Origin of the sequence: Methanobacterium paludis (assembly GCF_000214725.1) — an archaeon.
Taxonomy (GTDB): domain Archaea; phylum Methanobacteriota; class Methanobacteria; order Methanobacteriales; family Methanobacteriaceae; genus Methanobacterium_C; species Methanobacterium_C paludis.
Genome location: NC_015574.1, coordinates 2,170,491 through 2,189,305 on the forward strand (window position 1 = coordinate 2,170,491; position 18,815 = coordinate 2,189,305).

The 18,815-nt window shown below is 35.6% G+C and carries 19 protein-coding genes; 13 read left to right on the top strand and 6 right to left on the bottom strand.

The window, feature by feature from the left end:
* Window positions 1-5 precede the first annotated feature (5 nt).
* The gene (locus MSWAN_RS10250; RefSeq protein WP_013826580.1) at window positions 6-1,595 is read left to right on the top strand and encodes a GTPBP1 family GTP-binding protein; all 1,590 of its coding nucleotides are present in this window, start codon (window positions 6-8) and stop codon (window positions 1,593-1,595) included.
* 114 nt (window positions 1,596-1,709) lie between these two features.
* Here MSWAN_RS10250 and MSWAN_RS10255 read toward each other — a convergent pair whose 3' ends face one another.
* Entirely contained in the window at window positions 1,710-2,573 is an 864-nt protein-coding gene (locus MSWAN_RS10255; protein ID WP_013826581.1) for a TIGR00269 family protein, read from the bottom strand.
* A 35-nt stretch (window positions 2,574-2,608) separates the two neighbouring features.
* Here MSWAN_RS10255 and MSWAN_RS10260 point away from each other — a divergent pair, with 35 nt between their 5' ends.
* A complete protein-coding gene (locus MSWAN_RS10260; protein WP_013826582.1) occupies window positions 2,609-2,908 on the top strand; it encodes an MTH1187 family thiamine-binding protein in 300 nt (99 codons plus the stop codon).
* A 268-nt stretch (window positions 2,909-3,176) separates the two neighbouring features.
* Here the strand turns inward: MSWAN_RS10260 and MSWAN_RS10265 are convergent, their stop codons facing one another.
* Together MSWAN_RS10265 and MSWAN_RS10270 are read right to left on the bottom strand one after the other, a co-directional pair.
* Window positions 3,177-4,271: a DegT/DnrJ/EryC1/StrS family aminotransferase gene (locus MSWAN_RS10265; RefSeq protein WP_013826583.1), complete on the bottom strand. Its 1,095-nt coding sequence runs from the start codon at window positions 4,269-4,271 to the stop codon at window positions 3,177-3,179.
* A gap of 392 nt (window positions 4,272-4,663) precedes the next feature.
* Entirely contained in the window at window positions 4,664-5,608 is a 945-nt protein-coding gene (locus tag MSWAN_RS10270; protein WP_013826584.1) for a CPBP family intramembrane glutamic endopeptidase, read from the bottom strand.
* Between the two features lie 189 nt (window positions 5,609-5,797).
* On the opposite strand from MSWAN_RS10270, the gene MSWAN_RS10275 reads away from it, so the two are divergent.
* Window positions 5,798-6,985, top strand: a complete 1,188-nt coding sequence (locus MSWAN_RS10275; RefSeq protein WP_013826585.1) for a tRNA (guanine(10)-N(2))-dimethyltransferase — start codon at window positions 5,798-5,800, stop codon at window positions 6,983-6,985.
* 160 nt (window positions 6,986-7,145) lie between these two features.
* On the opposite strand, the gene MSWAN_RS10280 is transcribed toward MSWAN_RS10275, so the two are convergent.
* Window positions 7,146-7,832 carry a hypothetical protein gene (locus MSWAN_RS10280; protein WP_013826586.1) on the bottom strand — a complete coding sequence of 229 codons (687 nt, stop codon included), beginning with the start codon at window positions 7,830-7,832 and terminating at the stop codon, window positions 7,146-7,148.
* 633 nt (window positions 7,833-8,465) lie between these two features.
* Here MSWAN_RS10280 and MSWAN_RS10285 point away from each other — a divergent pair.
* The 4 genes from MSWAN_RS10285 (at window position 8,466) to MSWAN_RS10300 (ending at window position 11,769) form a co-directional block, all read left to right on the top strand.
* Window positions 8,466-9,230, top strand: coding sequence for a DUF4013 domain-containing protein (locus MSWAN_RS10285; RefSeq protein WP_013826587.1), 765 nt, complete (start codon window positions 8,466-8,468; stop codon window positions 9,228-9,230).
* A gap of 89 nt (window positions 9,231-9,319) precedes the next feature.
* A complete protein-coding gene (locus tag MSWAN_RS10290) occupies window positions 9,320-10,018 on the top strand; it encodes a DUF4013 domain-containing protein (protein ID WP_013826588.1) in 699 nt (232 codons plus the stop codon).
* A 103-nt stretch (window positions 10,019-10,121) separates the two neighbouring features.
* The gene (locus tag MSWAN_RS10295; protein WP_013826589.1) at window positions 10,122-10,841 is read left to right on the top strand and encodes a DUF4013 domain-containing protein; all 720 of its coding nucleotides are present in this window, start codon (window positions 10,122-10,124) and stop codon (window positions 10,839-10,841) included.
* 211 nt (window positions 10,842-11,052) lie between these two features.
* Entirely contained in the window at window positions 11,053-11,769 is a 717-nt protein-coding gene (locus MSWAN_RS10300) for a DUF4013 domain-containing protein (RefSeq protein WP_048188093.1), read from the top strand.
* A gap of 419 nt (window positions 11,770-12,188) precedes the next feature.
* Here the strand turns inward: MSWAN_RS10300 and MSWAN_RS10305 are convergent, their stop codons facing one another.
* Complete coding sequence (locus MSWAN_RS10305) at window positions 12,189-12,419, bottom strand: hypothetical protein (protein ID WP_013826591.1); 231 nt, start codon at window positions 12,417-12,419, stop codon at window positions 12,189-12,191.
* A gap of 120 nt (window positions 12,420-12,539) precedes the next feature.
* On the opposite strand from MSWAN_RS10305, the gene MSWAN_RS10310 reads away from it, so the two are divergent.
* The 6 genes from MSWAN_RS10310 to cofG all read left to right on the top strand — a co-directional run bounded on the left by MSWAN_RS10310 (window position 12,540) and on the right by cofG (window position 18,035).
* The gene (locus MSWAN_RS10310) at window positions 12,540-13,022 is read left to right on the top strand and encodes an Lrp/AsnC family transcriptional regulator (RefSeq protein WP_144011581.1); all 483 of its coding nucleotides are present in this window, start codon (window positions 12,540-12,542) and stop codon (window positions 13,020-13,022) included.
* 277 nt (window positions 13,023-13,299) lie between these two features.
* Window positions 13,300-14,349, top strand: a complete 1,050-nt coding sequence (locus MSWAN_RS10315; RefSeq protein ID WP_048188096.1) for a histone deacetylase family protein — start codon at window positions 13,300-13,302, stop codon at window positions 14,347-14,349.
* 9 nt (window positions 14,350-14,358) lie between these two features.
* The gene (locus tag MSWAN_RS10320; RefSeq protein WP_013826594.1) at window positions 14,359-15,033 is read left to right on the top strand and encodes a DUF2100 domain-containing protein; all 675 of its coding nucleotides are present in this window, start codon (window positions 14,359-14,361) and stop codon (window positions 15,031-15,033) included.
* Window positions 15,034-15,425: 392 nt separating this feature from the next.
* A complete protein-coding gene (gene mptA / locus MSWAN_RS10325; RefSeq protein WP_013826595.1) occupies window positions 15,426-16,403 on the top strand; it encodes a GTP cyclohydrolase MptA in 978 nt (325 codons plus the stop codon).
* Window positions 16,375-16,815, top strand: a complete 441-nt coding sequence (locus MSWAN_RS10330) for a DUF2120 domain-containing protein (RefSeq protein WP_013826596.1) — start codon at window positions 16,375-16,377, stop codon at window positions 16,813-16,815. The genes mptA and MSWAN_RS10330 overlap by 29 nt, the downstream gene beginning before the upstream one ends.
* Window positions 16,816-16,955: 140 nt before the next feature.
* Window positions 16,956-18,035: a 7,8-didemethyl-8-hydroxy-5-deazariboflavin synthase CofG gene (gene cofG / locus MSWAN_RS10335; RefSeq protein WP_013826597.1), complete on the top strand. Its 1,080-nt coding sequence runs from the start codon at window positions 16,956-16,958 to the stop codon at window positions 18,033-18,035.
* An 84-nt stretch (window positions 18,036-18,119) separates the two neighbouring features.
* Here cofG and MSWAN_RS10340 read toward each other — a convergent pair whose 3' ends face one another.
* Window positions 18,120-18,731, bottom strand: coding sequence for a DUF429 domain-containing protein (locus MSWAN_RS10340; RefSeq protein ID WP_013826598.1), 612 nt, complete (start codon window positions 18,729-18,731; stop codon window positions 18,120-18,122).
* Window positions 18,732-18,815: the final 84 nt, after the last annotated feature.

Genomic DNA, 18,815 nt, shown 5'->3' on the forward strand with positions numbered 1-18,815 from the left:
TTCTTATGACCGATAATATCTACGATATTACAAAAAAGGGCGAAAGAAAAAACATAGAATTCAAAGAAAATCTTAAAACAGATTACCATCTCAAAAAAGACCGAAAACAGCAACTTGCAAGCCAAATGAAGTATCGTATGGAACGGGGCAATGGTGAAGCAATTTATTTCATAGGGGTTCATGATGAAGGCCGCCTCATAGGACTTTCAGATGATGAACTTGAAGAATCTCTTTTTGTTTTAGAAAATATAGCGCTTGAAATTGGTGCCATTATTTTAGATGTAGAAAAGCATCCTGCAGACATGGGACGCGTTGCAAAAGTTCTTATAGGTAAATCACAGAGCCTAAAAAAAGAACATCTTTTGATAGGGGTTGCAGGGCATGTTGACCACGGTAAAAGCACCCTTGTGGGTACTCTGACAACAGGAACCCTCGACAACGGGTCTGGTGGAACCCGAATATTTCTGGACGTGCAGAAACATGAAATAGAACGTGGTTTATCCGCAGATCTTTCATTTGCAGTTTATGGATTCTGTGATGGCAAACCGGTTCGTCTTAAAAATCCCCTGAACAAAAAAGAAAAGGCTAAACTCGTTGAAAAATGTGATAAGGTTGTTTCCTTTGTTGACACAGTGGGACATGAACCATGGCTCCGCACCACTATAAGGGGCATAGTCGGGCAAAAACTTAACTACGGCCTCCTTGTTGTAGCCGCAGACCAGGGACCTACACACATCACAAAGGAACATTTAGGGATCATACTGGCCATGGAACTGCCTGTGATCGTTGTAATGACCAAAATTGATATGGTGACAACCGAAAGGATTCGAGAGGTTCGAGGGGAAATATTTGACCTTCTGAAACTCGTTGGGAGAATCCCTTACTCGGTGAAAACCATCAAAGACGCTGATTTTGTGGCAGAAAACATGAATCAACACATAGTTCCAGTTATAAAAGTATCTCCTGTAACAGGTAATGGTTTAGAAATCTTAGACGAACTATTTTTACGATTGAAGATCCCATCAAACGGAGAAGATATCAAAAAACCGTTTATGATGTATATAGATAAAATATACTCTGTTTTAGGCGTTGGAACTGTCGTAAGTGGCACAATAAGGCAGGGTAAAGTTAAAAAGGGAGATAAACTCATTTTAGGACCAACAGGGACCGGTGAATTCATGGAGGTTAGTGCAAGATCCATAGAAATGCACCACTACAAAAAAGAAAACGCAGAAACTGGAGAAGTTGTTGGAATCTCAATAACAGGGGCAACCGTTGACAATATAAGGAGAGGGATGATTATCTGCCATACTGATTACCATCCACAACCTGTAAGAGAATTTGAGGCAGATGTTGCCATATTAGTACATCCAACAACCATTAAAAAAGGTTACGAGTGCATAACCCACATAGAAACAATTGCAGAAACTACAACATTTGAACCTCGGGATAAAGAGTACATGTCAGCAGGAGACACAGGTAAAATCAAGATGCGATTTAAATATAGGCCGTACTCTATTCATGAGGGTCAGAGGTTGATATTCCGCGAAGGAAGGAGCAAAGGTGTGGGAACGGTTACAAGGATCATTGAGTAGATTGTGCAAAGATTTGTTGGAAAAGTATTGTTATGCTAAAAAAAACAAACTTTGATAAAAGTTGCGCTGATGAAACTTTAAATAACTGTAATTATCAAAAAAATTGGTTCAAAATCATTCTGGAATAACAATACGATTTTTTATATCTTCAACCATTTCACATGCCTTACAAATTCTTAAAGATGAAGGTTCACCGCACAATTCACATTCTCCAAGTTCCACAACTATTTTATCAAATTTAAAGGTTTTATCAAAGGATTCAAGAATTGCGATCTTTGTACCGGGCCTTTTACCCTCAAGACGGTTCAGATGATCCTTCATTTTGGCACGAAGCGATGTGTGACTGTAAGGGCATTCTGCAAAGTGCACATCAATGCCATTGAGTATGGCCCATATTCCAACATCTTTTTCAGGTATTTTCCACAGCGGTTTTATCCGGGGGACCAATTTTGGGTGGATTTTATCGAGTTTAGGCCCAAATTTAATGAACCTTCTGAAATCAGCCCTTGCAAAGCTCATTAAAAAGGATTGTATTTCATCATCCATGTTATGGCCTGTTGCAAGTTTATCAGCACCCAGTTGATAGGCTGTTTTGTTTAAAAGAGTTCTTCTGAATACTCCACAAGGTATGCAGGAGCTCTTGTAAAAATCGGAAATATCATCAAGCAGGAATCCAAATTCATCTTTGAAAGACTTTTCAACGAGCTCAACACCCAGATCCCGTGCAATTTTGCGTGCTGTTTTTATACCCTCACATCTGTATCCTGAAATTCCCTCATCAATGGATATTGCAACCATTTCAAAATCAAAATCATCCATGAACTTCGATAGAATATAAAGAGTTAAAACACTGTCTTTTCCACCTGAAAGTCCAACAACAATCTTTTCTCCAGGTTCTATGAGTCTGTAGTCTTTGATGACGCTTCTAGCAGTGTTTTCTATGTAACTGTTGAAACTTTCTTTATCCAGCTGTTTCATAAAAATTATATGACAACCCAAACATAAATAAAACTATGATATCTGCAGAAATTACCATAATCCCAATAGGAACCTCTGGAACAAGTCTGAGCCAGTACATAGCTGCGGCTGTGTCTGCTCTGGATGAGGTAGGTATAAAATATGAGATAAGTGGAATGGGAACCCTAATGGAAACAAACAACCCTAAAGAACTTTTTAAAGCAATAGAAGCTGCCCATGAGGCAGTGTTCACAGAAGGAACCAACAGAGTTGCAACAAGCATTAAAATAGACGACAGAAGAGATACAGAAAGGACAATGAAAGATAAAGTAACTTCTGTCAAAAAAAAGCTCTGATGAAAAGTATTATTTGATCCCCTGACACGATCTCAAAGACTCTTAATTTAAAAAGAGCCAGCTGATTAAGTTTAACTTCTCATATTTTATATGAATATTTTATAGAGGTTAGGAATAACTTAAAGAATATAACTTAATAAAAATCTTATTTTTTTAGTTTAAACAAAAAAAATAATGCATCAACACATCCTAAAAAAGAAAAGAAGTTAATCTAAAATTAGATTTAATAAGGATCTTAAAACTAAAAAAATTTGAACTTAAAGAAGTTTTAGAGAACCGTTTTAGAAGCTTTTTCAAGAACAGATACTATTTTTTCAAGGTCTTTTAGACCAATTGAAGGGTGTACGGGTATTGATATTACCTCTGAAGCTGCTTTTTCAGCTTCTGGGCATGAAGCCTCAATTCCAAGGTCCTTGTAAAGTTTCTGGGTGTAAATTGGTTTTGGGTAGTGTATACCTGTTCCAACCCCTTCTTCGTTTAAGAATTTGATTAATTCATCTCTCTTGGCTTTATCAACGCGTATTGTGTACTGATGGAACACATGCTTCACATTTTCCGGTGCGTAGGGTGCTTTAATTCCATCTATTTTTTCTATGTGTTCTGTGAGGTATGCTGCGTTTTCACTTCTTTTTGCGTTAAATTTATCAAGCTTTTTAAGCTGAACTATACCTATTGCAGCTGCAATATCTGTCATCCGGAAGTTATAACCCAGTACAACATGGGTGTAACGTTCACTTTCACCATGGGCCCTTATTATACGGGCAGCTTCTGCAATTTCGTCGCTGTCTGTGGTTATCATCCCGCCTTCACTGGTTGTCATATTTTTAGTTGGGTAAAAACTGAAGCATCCTGCATTTCCTATTGATCCTGCTTTTTTACCTTTGTATATAGCTCCATGGGCCTGTGCAGCGTCCTCAATGACAACAAGATCATGTTCTTCTGCTATTTTGCATATTGGATCCATGTCTGCTGGCTGACCGTATAAGTGTACAGGAATTATGGCTTTTGTTTTGTCTGTTACGGCTTCTTCTATTTTTTTGGGGTCGATGTTGTAGGTTTCAGGGTTTATGTCGGCAAAAACAGGCTTTGCACCCACGTATAGTGCAGAGTTTGATGTTGCAGCGAATGTGAATGGTGTTGTTATAACTTCATCACCGGCTTTTATGCCTGCAGCAAGGAGTGCTGTGTGCAGGGCAGTTGTTCCAGAGCTTGTTGCAACCGCATGTTTAACTCCAATGTATTTCGCGAATTTTTCTTCAAATTCAGCAACCTTAGGTCCCTGGGCAATGAATCCTGACTTTAAAACTTTAACTACTTCTTCTATTTCCTCATCAGCTATGAGTGGTTTGGCAATTGGTATCATAGTTTCACCTTTTTTTGATTTAAAATAAATTGAGTTATAAAACAAGATTTATAAACCAAATTCAAGCTTACAACATATTATAACTCTTTATACGCTTTTTTTATTCCATAAAAATTTAAAACTCAATTTTTTGTTAAATTTTTTGTTAATATTACAAAACAAAGGGTGTAATTCTCTAAAAAAACAAAACAATTCGAGACTTTGGGGTTTCATCAACCGATCAAATCCCACCCTTCATTACTATAATTGGTATGCAAGATTTTATATAAATATTGGCCATCTTAAAAAGAGAGTTGAGGGATCCTAAAAAAAGGAATTACATTTAATTATTCTATGATTATTGTAGATAGAAGTTGAGGTATTTCGTATGATCAAAGTTAAGATATTGGAGCTTACGTATCAATATTATTATCAATGTTCTTCAACCTGAATACATTGAATAAATCGTCTTTTTTATTCCAGAAAACGACTGTTATCATGATTAGTGCTGCTATAACTAATAAAAGTATTCCTGAGTAGGGATCAGATGCTTGTACCGTGATTGCAGATGGTAGGTTCCCAAGCCCCGAATCTGAGGAGTTGTAAATCAGAGCAATGAACACGTTGTTTGCTATGTGGGCCCCCATGGCAGTTTCTATCCTGTTTTCTCCTAACGCTATTGTACCTAACATCAAACCTATTATAAGCGTGCTTAAAACTATCGATAAACTCATTACTACGTCCGTTCCGTTAAAAAAATGCATTAATGCAAATATTACGGATGTTGCAATTAGGGGTATCACTGGTTTTTTTGAGAACAGCCCAAATCCTTGCATAAGATAACCTCTAAAGAATATTTCCTCAAACGATGCCTGTATAGGAAAGGTTATTAAAGTTAAAATCAGTAGAAGACCGAAGGTTTTGGAATTAAAGGTTATTGAATAACCTAGCTCCCCAGACCATACTAAAAGAGGTACAATACTGAATGCCATCATTATAGCTGTCCATATGCTTGCACCCTTCAATATTTTCATCCAGCTTATTTTTCCCACTGTGTTTATGAGAGACATTAAACTTCTCTTATGCAGAACCTTCACAGAGATGTAAAAAAATAGGAATGAAATTATGTATTCAACAGCCACCATAGCCAACATGAACAGGGGATCTGACAGTAATGAATTAATATCTAAATAAAAACCGCGAGTCATTGCATAAATAGAATAAACCAGTGAAATGATTATAATCAAAATTGCAGTGATGATAGTGCCCACTCCAAATGTCAAAATAATGGTTAAGAAATAACGCCACCAGTTATTTTTACCTTGAGATGCATTATCTAAAAATGATATTCGCGACATCTATTTTCCCCCAATACAACAAGAAGATTTTATAAATGAATGTGGAATTAAATATTGGATCACATAATGTTTAGGTATTTACCCCTTTAGGTACTACATGTATAATCTAATGTCTCACAATAATAATACTTCTGCAAGTTACTAATGTAATATTACATATTTAAAGGTTATTACTGGCAGGTCATCAACATGGACTATGAAAATAATGATAACATACGTAACGAGAACATAACAATTCACGAAGGAAAAACCACCATAAATGTGCCCCAATTTGAGAAAGTATCGGCTAAAGCCCCAGTATTTTACAACTCAGTTATGGAACTTAACAGAGATCTCTCAGTGGTGGCCGTGACTGTTTTTAGAAGGGAAATTGATCATGACATCAACATCTGCGATGCCTTCGGTGGAACTGGTATAAGGGGAATAAGATATGCTAAAGAAATAGAAGGCGTAGAAAGTGCATATATAAGTGATTTAAACCCTCTTGCAGTCCAGTTTGCAGAGGATAATATCAAAGCCAACGATATGGACAACGTTAGAGTTTGTAAGATGGATGCCAACATCATGCTCCGCAAATGGAAAGGTAAGTTTGATGTTGTGGACATAGACCCCTTTGGAACACCTTCACCATTTGTAGAGTCAGCTGTAGCCAGTATAAGAGCAGGAGGAATGCTTTGCGTCACAGCCACAGACACTTCATCTCTATGCGGGACTTACACCAGTCCATGCATCCGAAAATACGGCGCTAAACCCCTTAAAACTGAATACTGTCACGAAAATGGTATAAGAATACTTGCAGGTTTCATTGCAAGGACCATCTCCAAGTACAAAAAATACGTAGACATTAAATTTTCTCACAGCACAGAACACTACATGAGAATCTACGCAACCGTTGGGAAGGGTGCCAAAAATAGTGATGAATCCCTAAAGAATTTAGGCTACATAGCCCACTGCGATAACTGTCTCAACAGAATTGTGATACATGGAATAGCGCCAAAGATTCCATCTGAGTGTCCCATATGTGGAGGAAAGTTCAACATTGCAGGTCCCCTGTGGTGTGGACCCATAGTGGACCAGGATTTTACAGGAAAAATGCTCGAGGTTGTACCCCAGATCAAGATCAATAAAGAAAAAGAGGCATTGAAACTCTTAAATACATGTTATGGGGAGGCAAATGCACCAGTAACATATTATGAGCTCCATAAAATCTGTAAAAATCTGAAAGTAAGTGCTCCGCCAATATTGGATGTGATGAAAGTACTCAAAGATTCCGGATACTTCGTTTCAAGGACACATTTCGATCCAACAGGCATTAAAACAGATGCTCCGATTGAAACAATTAAAAAAATCGTTTTAAAGGTAAAAAAAATGTCTTAAATCCATGAAAATAAGAGATGGGTAAAGAGGAATAAACTTAAAATATTTTGATATTTCCCTATTTGATTCTTCCTTGATCCAGTTTTTTCTTTTTTAGATTCTTTTTAGGAAATTCTGCTAAAAATCGCTAATTATAGAAAAAAGAGTGATAATTTTAAAATCACTCGTAATTCAACATGTTGTGTGTGTAATAGTACTGGAGTTCTGATGCATGCTGTAGCTCGAAGTTCCTGTAGGGATCATTTATGTATGGGAATATCGAACCTGCAATTACATAGTAATAAGCTGCAAAACGACCATACTGCTTCCAGCATATGTAATAATATAATGGAAAACCACATCCCGGATTGATTATCGGACTTCCAGCCCTTACAGTTCCGTGCCAGACCATAGGTATTGCTCCTTGTTGACCGTGTGCCTTGGCTTCTTTCATCACTTCAGCCCATGCAGCGTCATAAGTGTCGAACTCCTTACCATTAACCACGATCTTCCATTCATTATCTGGAACTCCGAATACGAAGTACTGTAATGCTTGACCCCAATCTATGTTCGTTGTTGAACCTGCAGATGACTCGAATGCCATTTCAATTATGTACACTCCACTGTCGTTATAACTCAAGTAGTTCGAAGTTCCCTTGAAATGCACAACAAGAGCACATTTAGAACCTTTTTCCTGAGCATATTGCGCTAACAGTTCAGAATGGGAATGGCCCGGATACATGTCCGGGTTTGCCAGTTTGACAAAGCTTAACCTTCCAAGCGGTTGAACATCACCGGTTTCACTTGAAATATAAAGATAACCGCCAAATAAAATGAGTATTACCAATAAAATTAAGTACCATTTCATTCGTTCACCTGTAAATTCTCTAAATGTTAATTAAGTAGTAATTTGGATATTTTTGATATTCTTGATGATTTAATCAATTATCTTCTTTAATCTGTGATTAAATCTATTTTTATTCTTCTTAACTTTTTATTGTATATAAACATTGTTCTGTACCTCCCTAGAACTATTTAGTTAAGAATGAAAAGAACCCATAAAAAAACGTATATTGTCCTCACAAGACGTTAAAAATTATTTTTTGATACATATGTTTATTAACTATTTTTATCACTTTGATGCTTAATCTAATTAAGTTGAATAATTATTTTACATAAAAATTAAATTTACGACATAAAAATAAGCTTAAAAATAAGTTAAACCAGTTAATTTTGTAAATAATCCCTGTTTATAAACATAATACTAAATTCAATATTAAACAGTTTTTACTGCCTTAAAAATAACATATAAGTTAATTTATATTGGGAATGTATTATTTTTGAACATCTTCTTAAAGACTTCGCAGATTATTAAACAGTTTTAGTTTTATTCACAAATTGAGTTTACATCTTCAATGCTTATCACAATGGAAAAACCAAAATGTTTATTCGAATAGTTACAAATAATGAGTTGCATTAAAAAAAAAGAGGTGAAATAAGTATGGATGTAGGAGGAATCGTTTCAGATGCCATTAAATATCCAATTTCCGATTGGAAAAAAATTTTGATGCTTGGAATAATTATAGTAATAAGCAGCATTTCAGGTCTTGCAGCATCAATAGGTACCACAAATAGTGGAGTACTAACGGTTTTGGGCATTATTGGATTTTTAGTTGGACTATTAATATCAGGTTACATACTTAGAATCATAAAAGCATCTTTAGCAGGAGTTTCAGAGATCCCTGATTTTGATTCATGGCCAGATATGTTTATAGACGGAATAAAAGTAGCAGTAGTTGGAATAGTCTATGCAATACCCGCTATTTTAGTTATAATAATATCAGTAGCAGCAGCAGCGATAAGCTTAGGAATTTCAGAATTGTCAAATCCTTCAGCAGCAGCGGGATTGCTTATGGGGGCAGGAATTGGAGGAACAATTGCATTTTTATATTTATTAATAATAATTCCAATAATTGCGATGGCAATAGCAAACATGGCTTACAACGATACATTCGGCTCAGCATTCAAATTCAACGAAATACTCAATAAAATTGGAAGTATAGGTTGGGGAAACCTTATAATTTGGTACATAGTTATGATAGTCCTTTATTTTGTCATGGCCTTAATAGGAGCAATTATAAGCAGTATTTTCAGTATTATAAGCCCCGTAGTGGGATCTGTGGTACTGTTCCTGTTCATAATGCCCTACATTTACATGTTCATTGCACGATCAGTGGGACTGGAATATATCTCAGATAACTCATAAAGAACCACCATTATCCTTTTTATCTTTTTCTTTAAAGGATAACAGTATATAGTGAAAATAAATGTTTAAAAACATGAATAGGTGAAAAGATGAATGTTAGTGATATTATATCCGACTCCATTAAGTACCCGTCCTCCAACTGGAGTAAGGTTCTTATTTTAGGAGTAATACTTATAGCTTCGATTTTGATTGTTCCAATTTTTTTATTCTATGGATATATATTCAGAATTATAAAAGCCACCCTTGCTGGGCTGGATGAACTTCCTGAATTTGATGAAATTGGGGAGATGTTTGTTGATGGTTTGAAGATCTTTGTTGTGGCCATTGTTTACGCAATTCCAGTATGGATAATATCCATGATCGTGGGATTAATTACAGGGACAGGAATGGGAACAACAACTGCAAGTTTAGGTCCTGCAATGTTATGGGCAGTTATGGCAAGTAACATTGTTTTAATCATTATTGCAATTATAATAGGGCTTATAGAAGTTGTGGCCATTGTAAACATGGCTTACTACGATGGAGAAATTGGAGCAGCATTCCGTTTCAATGAAATACTTGATAAAATAGCACAGATTGGATGGGGAAAATATATTGTAACGTACATTGTAATCGCAATAATAGGATTCATAGGCTTTTTAATAGGACTGCTTACAATGTTCGTTCTGATAGGTTTCATCCTACTTCCACTTGTAATTGCTCCGTACATTGCCATGTTCGGTTCCCGTGCAATTGCCATTTTATTTGCAAACAAAACCGAAACAAGCGAAGACACATCAATTGACTAAAATAACCATCTTTTCTTTTTATTTTTTAAAAATGAAATTTCATTAAAAATAAAGTTATTTCCATAAATAACGCTGTTAATTGACCATAGCGAGGTGAAAATGTATGGACATAGGAGAAATTGTATCCGATTCAATTAGATATCCATCATCTGACTGGACAAAGGTTATTATATTGGGCATCCTATTCATAATAAGTTTTTTAATTATTCCTATATTTTTAGCGTTAGGATATATATTCAAAGTTTTGAAAGCATCATTAGCAGGTTTAGAAGAACTTCCCGAGTTCAATGAATGGATTGACATGCTTGTAGACGGTATTAAAGTATTTGTAGTTTATATTGTCTACTTCTTACCTGCAATATTGATCATGATATTCTCAGTTATTTCAATTTGGTATTCAATAATGTCATTTGCAGCCATGCAAACTGTTGGTACTATGATGTCCCCAGAATTGCTATTTGGAATGTTTGGAGGAACTGCACTTGCGGGAATAATTATTTCAATGATTTACATGCTTGTAATAACCCCCGTAATGGCAATTGCAATTGCAAACATGGCTTACAACGATGGTGAGATTAATGCAGCATTCAGATTCAGTGAAATATTTGAATTAATATCCCAGATAGGATGGGTGGACTTAATAATATGGTATATAGTCCTGATATTAATAGGAGTTGTTGTAGGGGTATTAACTGGCATATTAGGTATTATCCCAGTAATTGGGTGGATCATCTCCATTCTGGTTGTTTATCCTTACATTAACATCTTTTATGCGCGGTCTGTGGCATGGTTATACGCATCTGCATTCGAAAATTCTGAATAAATCCCCATTTTTAATTTTTTAAACTGGGCTGCATGATAGATGTATCAGAATGAATCTGAAAAAATGGAGAATAAATTTTCTCCACCATTTTTTTAAAACTTTTCTAGTTATTCTTTAAATTTTTGTTAAAAAATAAATATAACTAATATAACTCGAAATCAATTTAATATTGAGTAGAGTTAAAAATACTCAAAAAAATAATGGTGAAACTATGGACGTGGGAGAAATATCATCAAATGCCTTAAAATATTCATTATCCAACTTTAAAAAGGTTTTAATACTAGGAATATTAACCATAACCTCTTTTCTAATAATACCCGGGTTCTTAGTTTTAGGATATCTCTTTAAAATACTAAAAGAATCATTAAATGGATTTGATAATCTTCCTGAGTTTAATGAATGGTCAAAAATGTTTATAGATGGCCTTAAAGTGTTTTTTGTAATTCTTGTTTATTCAATAATCCCCGCTGCGCTCATAGGTGTAGGTATGAGAAATTCTATACTGCCACTTATTAATACACAAGGCACAGGGCCTTTAATCCAATCAACGTTATCATTTGGGATTTTAAGTGGGTTAACCATCATAGGCATTTTATTAGGCATTTTAGTAAGTTTTGTAATTGCAGTTGCCCTTGCAAATATGGCATGTCAAAATAAGCTGGATGCTGCCTTCAGATTTGGTGAGATATTCAAAAGGATAGGAAAAATAGGGTGGGTCGATTATATAATCTGGTACATCGTGATGATACTTGTGGCGATCATAGTATACTCCATCTCATCCACGCTGATTCTAATTTTTATCGGCATTATATTGGTCCCTCTAATAATTACACCTTATTTTGCAATGTTTTATGCCCGATCAGCTGCACTAATATACACTTCCACAGAATCAGAGGTTTGGCAACGCCATCCACATATAAAACATTGAACTAATTTTTATTTTTTTTATTTCTCTCTTTTTATCTGTCTAAGGAACCCTATTTAGATAGACAAAAATTGGATGTAACAGCTCCTAAATTGGTAAAAATGAGGCTAGATCATGCATAACATCTTATAGAGATTTTTAAATTATCTAAAGATTGATTTGTTTGAAAGAGTTGGATTATTTGAAAATATATCAAAAACGGAATTAAAAAAGTTGCATTGTATAATTAGTAATGATATGGATTTTTCTTAAAGGTAAGTTCAGGGTTTGAGCATTGTTTATACTACAGCAACAATAACGTAAGATTAATATATATAAATATTAAATAATCGATTTAGTAATCTATGATTGTCATAGTACTGAGGGGTATTGTATAAATCATCATCTAGGAGTTCAACTGACTAAAGATTTCAGTTAACATTCTATTCAACAGGGTACTCGATGCGCAGTTTATAACTTGCCTTTTCGCTCAAAAGGACCGTTCCAGGTATAAAATAGTCATCAAACTTCTTAACCTTTCTCACCATACATTGGTCTATCTTGACCTTCTTCGTATGGTGTCTACACTCTTCGTCGTTTATCATACCCTTTTTAACCAGTGCTATGTACCTCATCTTTACGGTTTCCTCGTTTAATAGTTTCACTTGTACCATATATAATAAAGTTGATAAACATTACATTTATATTATTTGCATTAAAATATGAAATTTGTAGAATTATGTATAGAAAAAAATTGATAAACATAGACATTGTTCAGTTAAATGGTGAATTATATGAAAAATGGTGACGAAAAATATAGCATAGCAGATATAGATGAAACAGACAAAAAAATCCTTGATTTGTTCAATGAGGACGGTAGAATGTCTTACAGAAAGATCTCCAGAAGACTGGACATATCAATTGGAACTGTTCATAACAGAATAGAAAAACTCATGAATAACGGTGTTATCAAAAAATTTGCACCAGTAATTGACCACAGCAAACTCGGTTACAACCTCACAACCGTAATTGGAGTTAAGGTTAAAGGAGGCGTCCTCAAAAACTGGGAGGACAAAACAGCTTACCATAAAAACGTTCTTTGCATGTACGATGTAACAGGGGAATTTGATGCCATATTGGTGGCAAGATTCAAAGACACCAAACAACTTGACCAGTTCGTAAAAACCCTTCTTAAAGAACCAGACGTTCAGAGAACCTACACACAAACAGTTCTCAATATTGTAAAAGAAGACGTAGGTTCAAGCAGGATGGTCTGATGTTAGTGATCTTTAGTTATGATATTGATCTTCATCGATTTTAATCATCTCAAGCTAATTAATCACTAATTTAAGATATCAATTATTTTAATCTTTAAATCCAGTTTAACTGTGTTTTAGTTCAGTTTAACTCTATTTAATCATTTATCCATTATATTTTTATAGATTTTTTATTAAAATTATTAAATATTGTAATACTATTTCATTCTATCATTTCAACTAAATCTTAAGGGCATATTAGATTTTCCCCTAAAATTTAAGGAGAGTCTTCAAATTGATGTCTCTGGTCTATTCAGATGATTACAGAAAACATGAAACAGGAAATCATCCGGAAAATAAGGAAAGACTAAATGTTATCATGAATTCCCTGAAAGAAGAGGGTTGCCTGGAAAAAATTGATGTATTAGAACCTGAAGCTGCCATTAATGAAGATATCTTGAGGGTCCACACAAGAAGCCATCTTGAAAACGTGAAATCCTTCTGCAAAGATGGGGGAGGATACTGGGACTTCGATACCTTCGCATCACCAGAAACCTACAAAATAGCTAAGCTTGCAGCAGGTGGGGCAATAAAAGCATCAGAACTTGTTTTAAATGGTCAGCAGAGTGCTTACTCCCTTGCAAGGCCTCCAGGACATCATGCGAGAAGAAACAATGCTATGGGCTTCTGTTTTTTTAACAACCTTGCCATCGCCCTTGAATATCTTCGGGACGTACGTAACATGAAAAAATTCTTGATATTCGATTTTGACGTCCACTACGGTAATGGAACCGCCGAAACATTCTATGAAGACCCTAACGTACTTTACATATCAATCCACCAGGATCCAAGGACAATTTTTCCCGGAAAAGGGTTTATAGAAGAAACGGGTGCAGATGGAGGTGAAGGCTACAACCTGAACATTCCCATGCCTCCAGGATCAGCTGACAACGATTACATTTTCATGCTGGACCAGATTCTTGAACCCGCAGCCAAGGAGTTTGGAGCTGATTTTTACTTTTTAGATGTTGGTTTCGACGGACACATGGACGATCCATTCTCAAGAATACAGCTTTCTGATGATTTTTACCCATGGATTGCAGGTAAAATGCTTGATATTGCAGGACCCATGGTTCTAATCCTTGAAGGTGGCTACAACCTTGCTGCCCTCTCAAGGTGCAATGTGAAACTAATAAATGTGTTGATGGATCAAGTAACTAATGAGTACAGCAAATATGAGAAAGATGTTTACACAAGAAAAATGAACGTTTCAAACAAGATTTCAAATGAAACAAAGAGAATATTTTACAGGATCCAGGACATGTTTTCACCATTTTTTGAATTTTGAGGCGATTTTATGGAAAAATTCAGACTTAAACAGACCCAATCATTACTGAAAGAAGCAGAAAAATCCAAAAACACTGCAGAAAAACTTAAAACTCCTAAAGAAGGTAAAATCGACGTAGATCTTTTTGTAGAAATTTTAAATGATATGATAGAAGCAGAAGAATTCATATACTCGAGCAGACCCTCCCAAAAACTCGACGATAACAACGCAAAACTATTCTGCAACAGTATCATTAATATAAGACATAAACTCGATGAAATTCTTGCTGATTTTGGAGTTATTGAGAAGGAAAGTGTGGAAGAAGAGATCAAAAAGCTTTCAGAGAACTTTTTAATTTTAACAACCAAAAGCAGTTTTAAAAAGGCACTTAACAAGCTTGGGGTGGAACCACAACGGATAATCGTTGCAGGAGTGCCGCTTGAAGTGGAAGACATGAAACTCATAAACCCAAAGATTCCAGAAAGTGCATTTGGAGCCATAAAAAAGAAAATAGACCATGTGAAACATGATATATCACGTAAAAAAGATCAATTCAATCCAACAGATATTCTTGTGGTTGTTGAGCATGACAAATCAGGAGAAATTCTTGGATCAAGAGCCCATGAACTTTACAACGCCCATATTATAGTTACAGATAATTTGAAGGACATAACTGCCGAAGAATTCAGAAAATTTCTACCCTGAATTATTCAAATTCTTTTTTGTGTAGTTTTTTTGTGTAGAAGTTACTATGTTAAAGGTGCTTACATCATCAAAACGTTCCATTTCTTATCCAGAACGTTCCATACAAAATTAATTCGATCTATCATGATTTTGATTTTTATACCAAAGTTAATATTATAACAAAAGACAATATAGGTGGAGATACATTCATTTATAACATTCATTTTATAGTATTGTTATTAAAAGGTTAATCTACCAGTATATGGCACTCAAATATTAAAAATTATTAAAAAATTAAGAAATTTGCAGAAACTTCAATAATAAATAGTCAATATTAAAGGTAGTGGAATTGATATTGATTTTTTAGAATATTACAATTATTAAAAATTTGAATTACCCAGGGGTGAAAAAAATTGGATTTGAGTTTTCCAGATACACAGGATAACATACCAACCATTCCTGTGCAACTTACCAGGGTTGGAGTTACAGGGGTTAAAAAACTTTTAAAAATTGAAAGGGACGGAAAAAGACCCATAGTTCTTTTACCAACCTTCGATGCCTTTGTCGACCTCCCAAGTACACAAAGAGGGATCCACATGTCAAGGAACCCTGAAGCCATAAGTGAAGTTCTTGAAAAAGCTGTTGGGGGAACAGCAGTTGAGATAGAATCTTTATGTGCCGAAATCGTTAGCTGCCTGCTTAAAAAGCATAAATACGCCAAAAAGGCAGAAGTGAGCATGAAAAGCGACTACATGATCATGAAACATTCACCTGTTACCAAGGTCAAAACACAGGAAATGACCAAGATCATGGCAGACTCTGTTGGTTACAGAGAAGGGGACAGCTTTAAAATAAGGAAAATGATCGGTGCAGAAGTTGTTGGAATGACGGTCTGTCCATGTGCACAGGAATCAACAAAAGAATCTGCAAAACAGGAATTACTTGAATTTCTGGATGAAGAAACAACCCAAAGAGTTCTTGATACGGTCTCTTTTGCATCCCACAACCAGAGGGGAAGGGGTATGATCATGATAGAAGTTCCGGAAAACCAGACTGTCCGTGCTGAGGACATTATACAGATCATAGAAGATTCAATGAGCTCACCAGTCTGCGAACTCCTGAAAAGAGTCGATGAAAATGCTGTTGTTGTCCATGCACACAAAAATCCAAAATTCGTTGAGGACTGTGTCAGGAACATGGTTCAAAGGATAGTAAAAGAGTTCCCATACCTCCCAGATGACACCATGGTAACTGCCAGACAAGTTAACGAGGAAAGTATACACCGCCATAATGCATTTGCAGAGAAGGTGGCCACTATGGGTGAGCTAAAAGAGGAAATTAAACAGGTGGAGGCTAGCGACATTGATACAGATACACGAGGTTGCAGGTAAAGTAATGACCCAACTTGAGGCCTTCCATGGATCAAAACCAGCAATAGATACGCCTCAAATACTGATAGTTAAGGGAATGTCGAGGAAAAAGATAAACCCCGAGGATCTTGAAGATGTGGTTTCAAACGTCTTAAAAAACCTTGGAGCCAAGAAAATTGACATGGTCTCTGAAGATGCAACCAACATAATAGGGATTATGGATGAAAACATAAGGTCTAAGGTTGAAATCCAAGGAGAAACCGATGTTTATGGGATATATCGGATGAAACAGTCATTTGAAGCCATGAACTGCCATCTAGAATATTCTCTTGGACTTATTGGTGACATAGCACTTTTTTTAGTGATATGGAAAGACAGAAGCGGAGTAGGTCCACTGTTCGTTGAACTGGTAGTATCCAACATGGAAGCATGATGCCACTAAATCTAGACACATCAGAAGAAATCTAGACACATCATGACGCTTCAAAATAAGTGGTTTGATAAGAAATTATTGAAATGGTTATATAAAGTTGAAATAGATATAAAAGGATTATTGATAAATGGAAGATGTAAATGTCCAAAATATCAAAAGAACATGTTTCATCGCTTTTAAATGGTAAATGTGATGATATAATATCTTTAATGGCTGCTGCAAACTCTAAAAGGAGTAACAGCACCATCACTTATTCTAAAAATGTTTTTTTACCCCTCACAAATATCTGCAGGAATGAATGTGGATATTGCACCTTTAAAAAGGACAAAAACGATTCAGATGCAACCATTCTCATGAAACCTACCGAAGTCATGAAAACCATGCATCGTGCTGATGAATATGGTTGCAGAGAAGCTCTTTTTACATTTGGGGAACATCCAGATGATGTTCAACAAGTTAAGATAGCCCTTGAGGAGTTGGGCTTCGAGAGTATGCTGAATTACCTCCACTTTTTATGTGAGGAAACCCTGAACCAAACGGATCTACTACCCCATAGCAACCCAGGGATCCTTAAAAAAAGTGAACTTAAATTTCTGAGAGAGGTTAATGCATCAATGGGGCTAATGCTTGAGACAACAAGCCAAAGGTTGATGAAAACAGTAGCTCATGAGAAAAGTCCAGGTAAAGATCCTAAACTCAGAATTGAAACTATTGAAAATGCGGGAAAACTTAAAATACCATTCACAACAGGACTGCTTATCGGAATAGGAGAGACAGTTGACGAGCGGGCAGAATCTCTTCTGGAGATAAGGAAGCTTCATGATAAATATGGGCACATACAGGAAATAATCATCCAAAATTTCAAATCAAAGCCTGGAATCCCAATGCAAGACTTTAAAGAGCCCTCACTTGCCGAAATGGTGAAAATGGTAGCAGTTACAAAAATGCTGTTCCCCGACGCAGGGGTTCAGGTTCCACCAAACCTGAACAGGGATACGACCCAGATTTTCGTTATGGCCGGTGCAGATGATTGGGGCGGAGTTTCACCCATTACAAAGGATTATGTGAATCCAGAGGCACCTTGGCCTGAGCTTGATGAACTCCAAATGATTACAGAAGAGTTGGGCTTTCAAATGGATGAAAGACTACCAGTTTACCCAAAGTTTCTGTCAGAAGAATTCCTGAGTGACAAAATATTCGAAAAAATTGGGAAAGAGTAGTATGAAAAAATAGTACTAAATAATACTTGATTAAAATAATTATGATTAGGCTACAGTTTCATTAAACTTTACAATTTCATAAATTTATTCCTCAAAAACTTTTTTTAAACAGTTTACATTTTTTGGAAGAATTATTGTACCCTCTTCAGGATCTCCAAACTCCATATAACAGTTTTTAATGTAAAATAAACCTGTGATGGCCGTAAGTGCAGCATCCAGTTCATGTTCCGTAACTCCATCGGGTAGTTTGAAGTATTTACTTAGATCACGGTACAGATCATCGAATCCCAGAACTTTCTGCACAGTTCTCGGATGAACCTCTATAACCTTGTATTTTCCCTTTAATCTATTTGAAAGACCTATTCCTCTTTCCGTGAGCATTCTCATCCCCCGAAAAGTAAGGGGTAACACACTTCCATACTTTCTTATTTTTCTCTCAGCTTCTCTGAAATGTCCTCCAACCTTGCTGCAGCTGCAATCTTTTGAGAGGCAACATCCGCCTTTAGGAAGAGATAAAGGCGCGTCGATGGTAATTAAAGATGGAGATATCAGGTCTGTTTTCTTTAATATTTCTTCATCTTCATAAAATACGTCAAATTTGATATCCAAAATTTTTAAATCATTTGAAACATTTAAAATAGAAATTCCCGTTGGATTTTCGGGTTTCCCTGCTAAATCTATGCCTAAAATTTTCATTTTTTAGTTACAACTTCATGTATTATGTCTTACTCATTAAGTTCATTCATTGTCTTATTAATTTAATTTTATTTGTTTGTCACA

Bases quoted from the DNA above. Each gene is read 5' to 3' on its own strand.
- MSWAN_RS10250 (WP_013826580.1), top strand. From the start codon at position 6: ATGACCGATAATATCTACGATATTACAAAAAAGGGCGAAAGAAAAAAC.
- MSWAN_RS10255 (WP_013826581.1), bottom strand. From the start codon at position 2,573: ATGAAACAGCTGGATAAAGAAAGTTTCAACAGTTACATAGAAAACACT.
- MSWAN_RS10260 (WP_013826582.1), top strand. From the start codon at position 2,609: ATGATATCTGCAGAAATTACCATAATCCCAATAGGAACCTCTGGAACA.
- MSWAN_RS10265 (WP_013826583.1), bottom strand. From the start codon at position 4,271: ATGATACCAATTGCCAAACCACTCATAGCTGATGAGGAAATAGAAGAA.
- MSWAN_RS10270 (WP_013826584.1), bottom strand. From the start codon at position 5,608: ATGTCGCGAATATCATTTTTAGATAATGCATCTCAAGGTAAAAATAAC.
- MSWAN_RS10275 (WP_013826585.1), top strand. From the start codon at position 5,798: ATGGACTATGAAAATAATGATAACATACGTAACGAGAACATAACAATT.
- MSWAN_RS10280 (WP_013826586.1), bottom strand. From the start codon at position 7,832: ATGAAATGGTACTTAATTTTATTGGTAATACTCATTTTATTTGGCGGT.
- MSWAN_RS10285 (WP_013826587.1), top strand. From the start codon at position 8,466: ATGGATGTAGGAGGAATCGTTTCAGATGCCATTAAATATCCAATTTCC.
- MSWAN_RS10290 (WP_013826588.1), top strand. From the start codon at position 9,320: ATGAATGTTAGTGATATTATATCCGACTCCATTAAGTACCCGTCCTCC.
- MSWAN_RS10295 (WP_013826589.1), top strand. From the start codon at position 10,122: ATGGACATAGGAGAAATTGTATCCGATTCAATTAGATATCCATCATCT.
- MSWAN_RS10300 (WP_048188093.1), top strand. From the start codon at position 11,053: ATGGACGTGGGAGAAATATCATCAAATGCCTTAAAATATTCATTATCC.
- MSWAN_RS10305 (WP_013826591.1), bottom strand. From the start codon at position 12,419: ATGGTACAAGTGAAACTATTAAACGAGGAAACCGTAAAGATGAGGTAC.
- MSWAN_RS10310 (WP_144011581.1), top strand. From the start codon at position 12,540: ATGAAAAATGGTGACGAAAAATATAGCATAGCAGATATAGATGAAACA.
- MSWAN_RS10315 (WP_048188096.1), top strand. From the start codon at position 13,300: ATGTCTCTGGTCTATTCAGATGATTACAGAAAACATGAAACAGGAAAT.
- MSWAN_RS10320 (WP_013826594.1), top strand. From the start codon at position 14,359: ATGGAAAAATTCAGACTTAAACAGACCCAATCATTACTGAAAGAAGCA.
- cofG (WP_013826597.1), top strand. From the start codon at position 16,956: ATGTCCAAAATATCAAAAGAACATGTTTCATCGCTTTTAAATGGTAAA.
- MSWAN_RS10340 (WP_013826598.1), bottom strand. From the start codon at position 18,731: ATGAAAATTTTAGGCATAGATTTAGCAGGGAAACCCGAAAATCCAACG.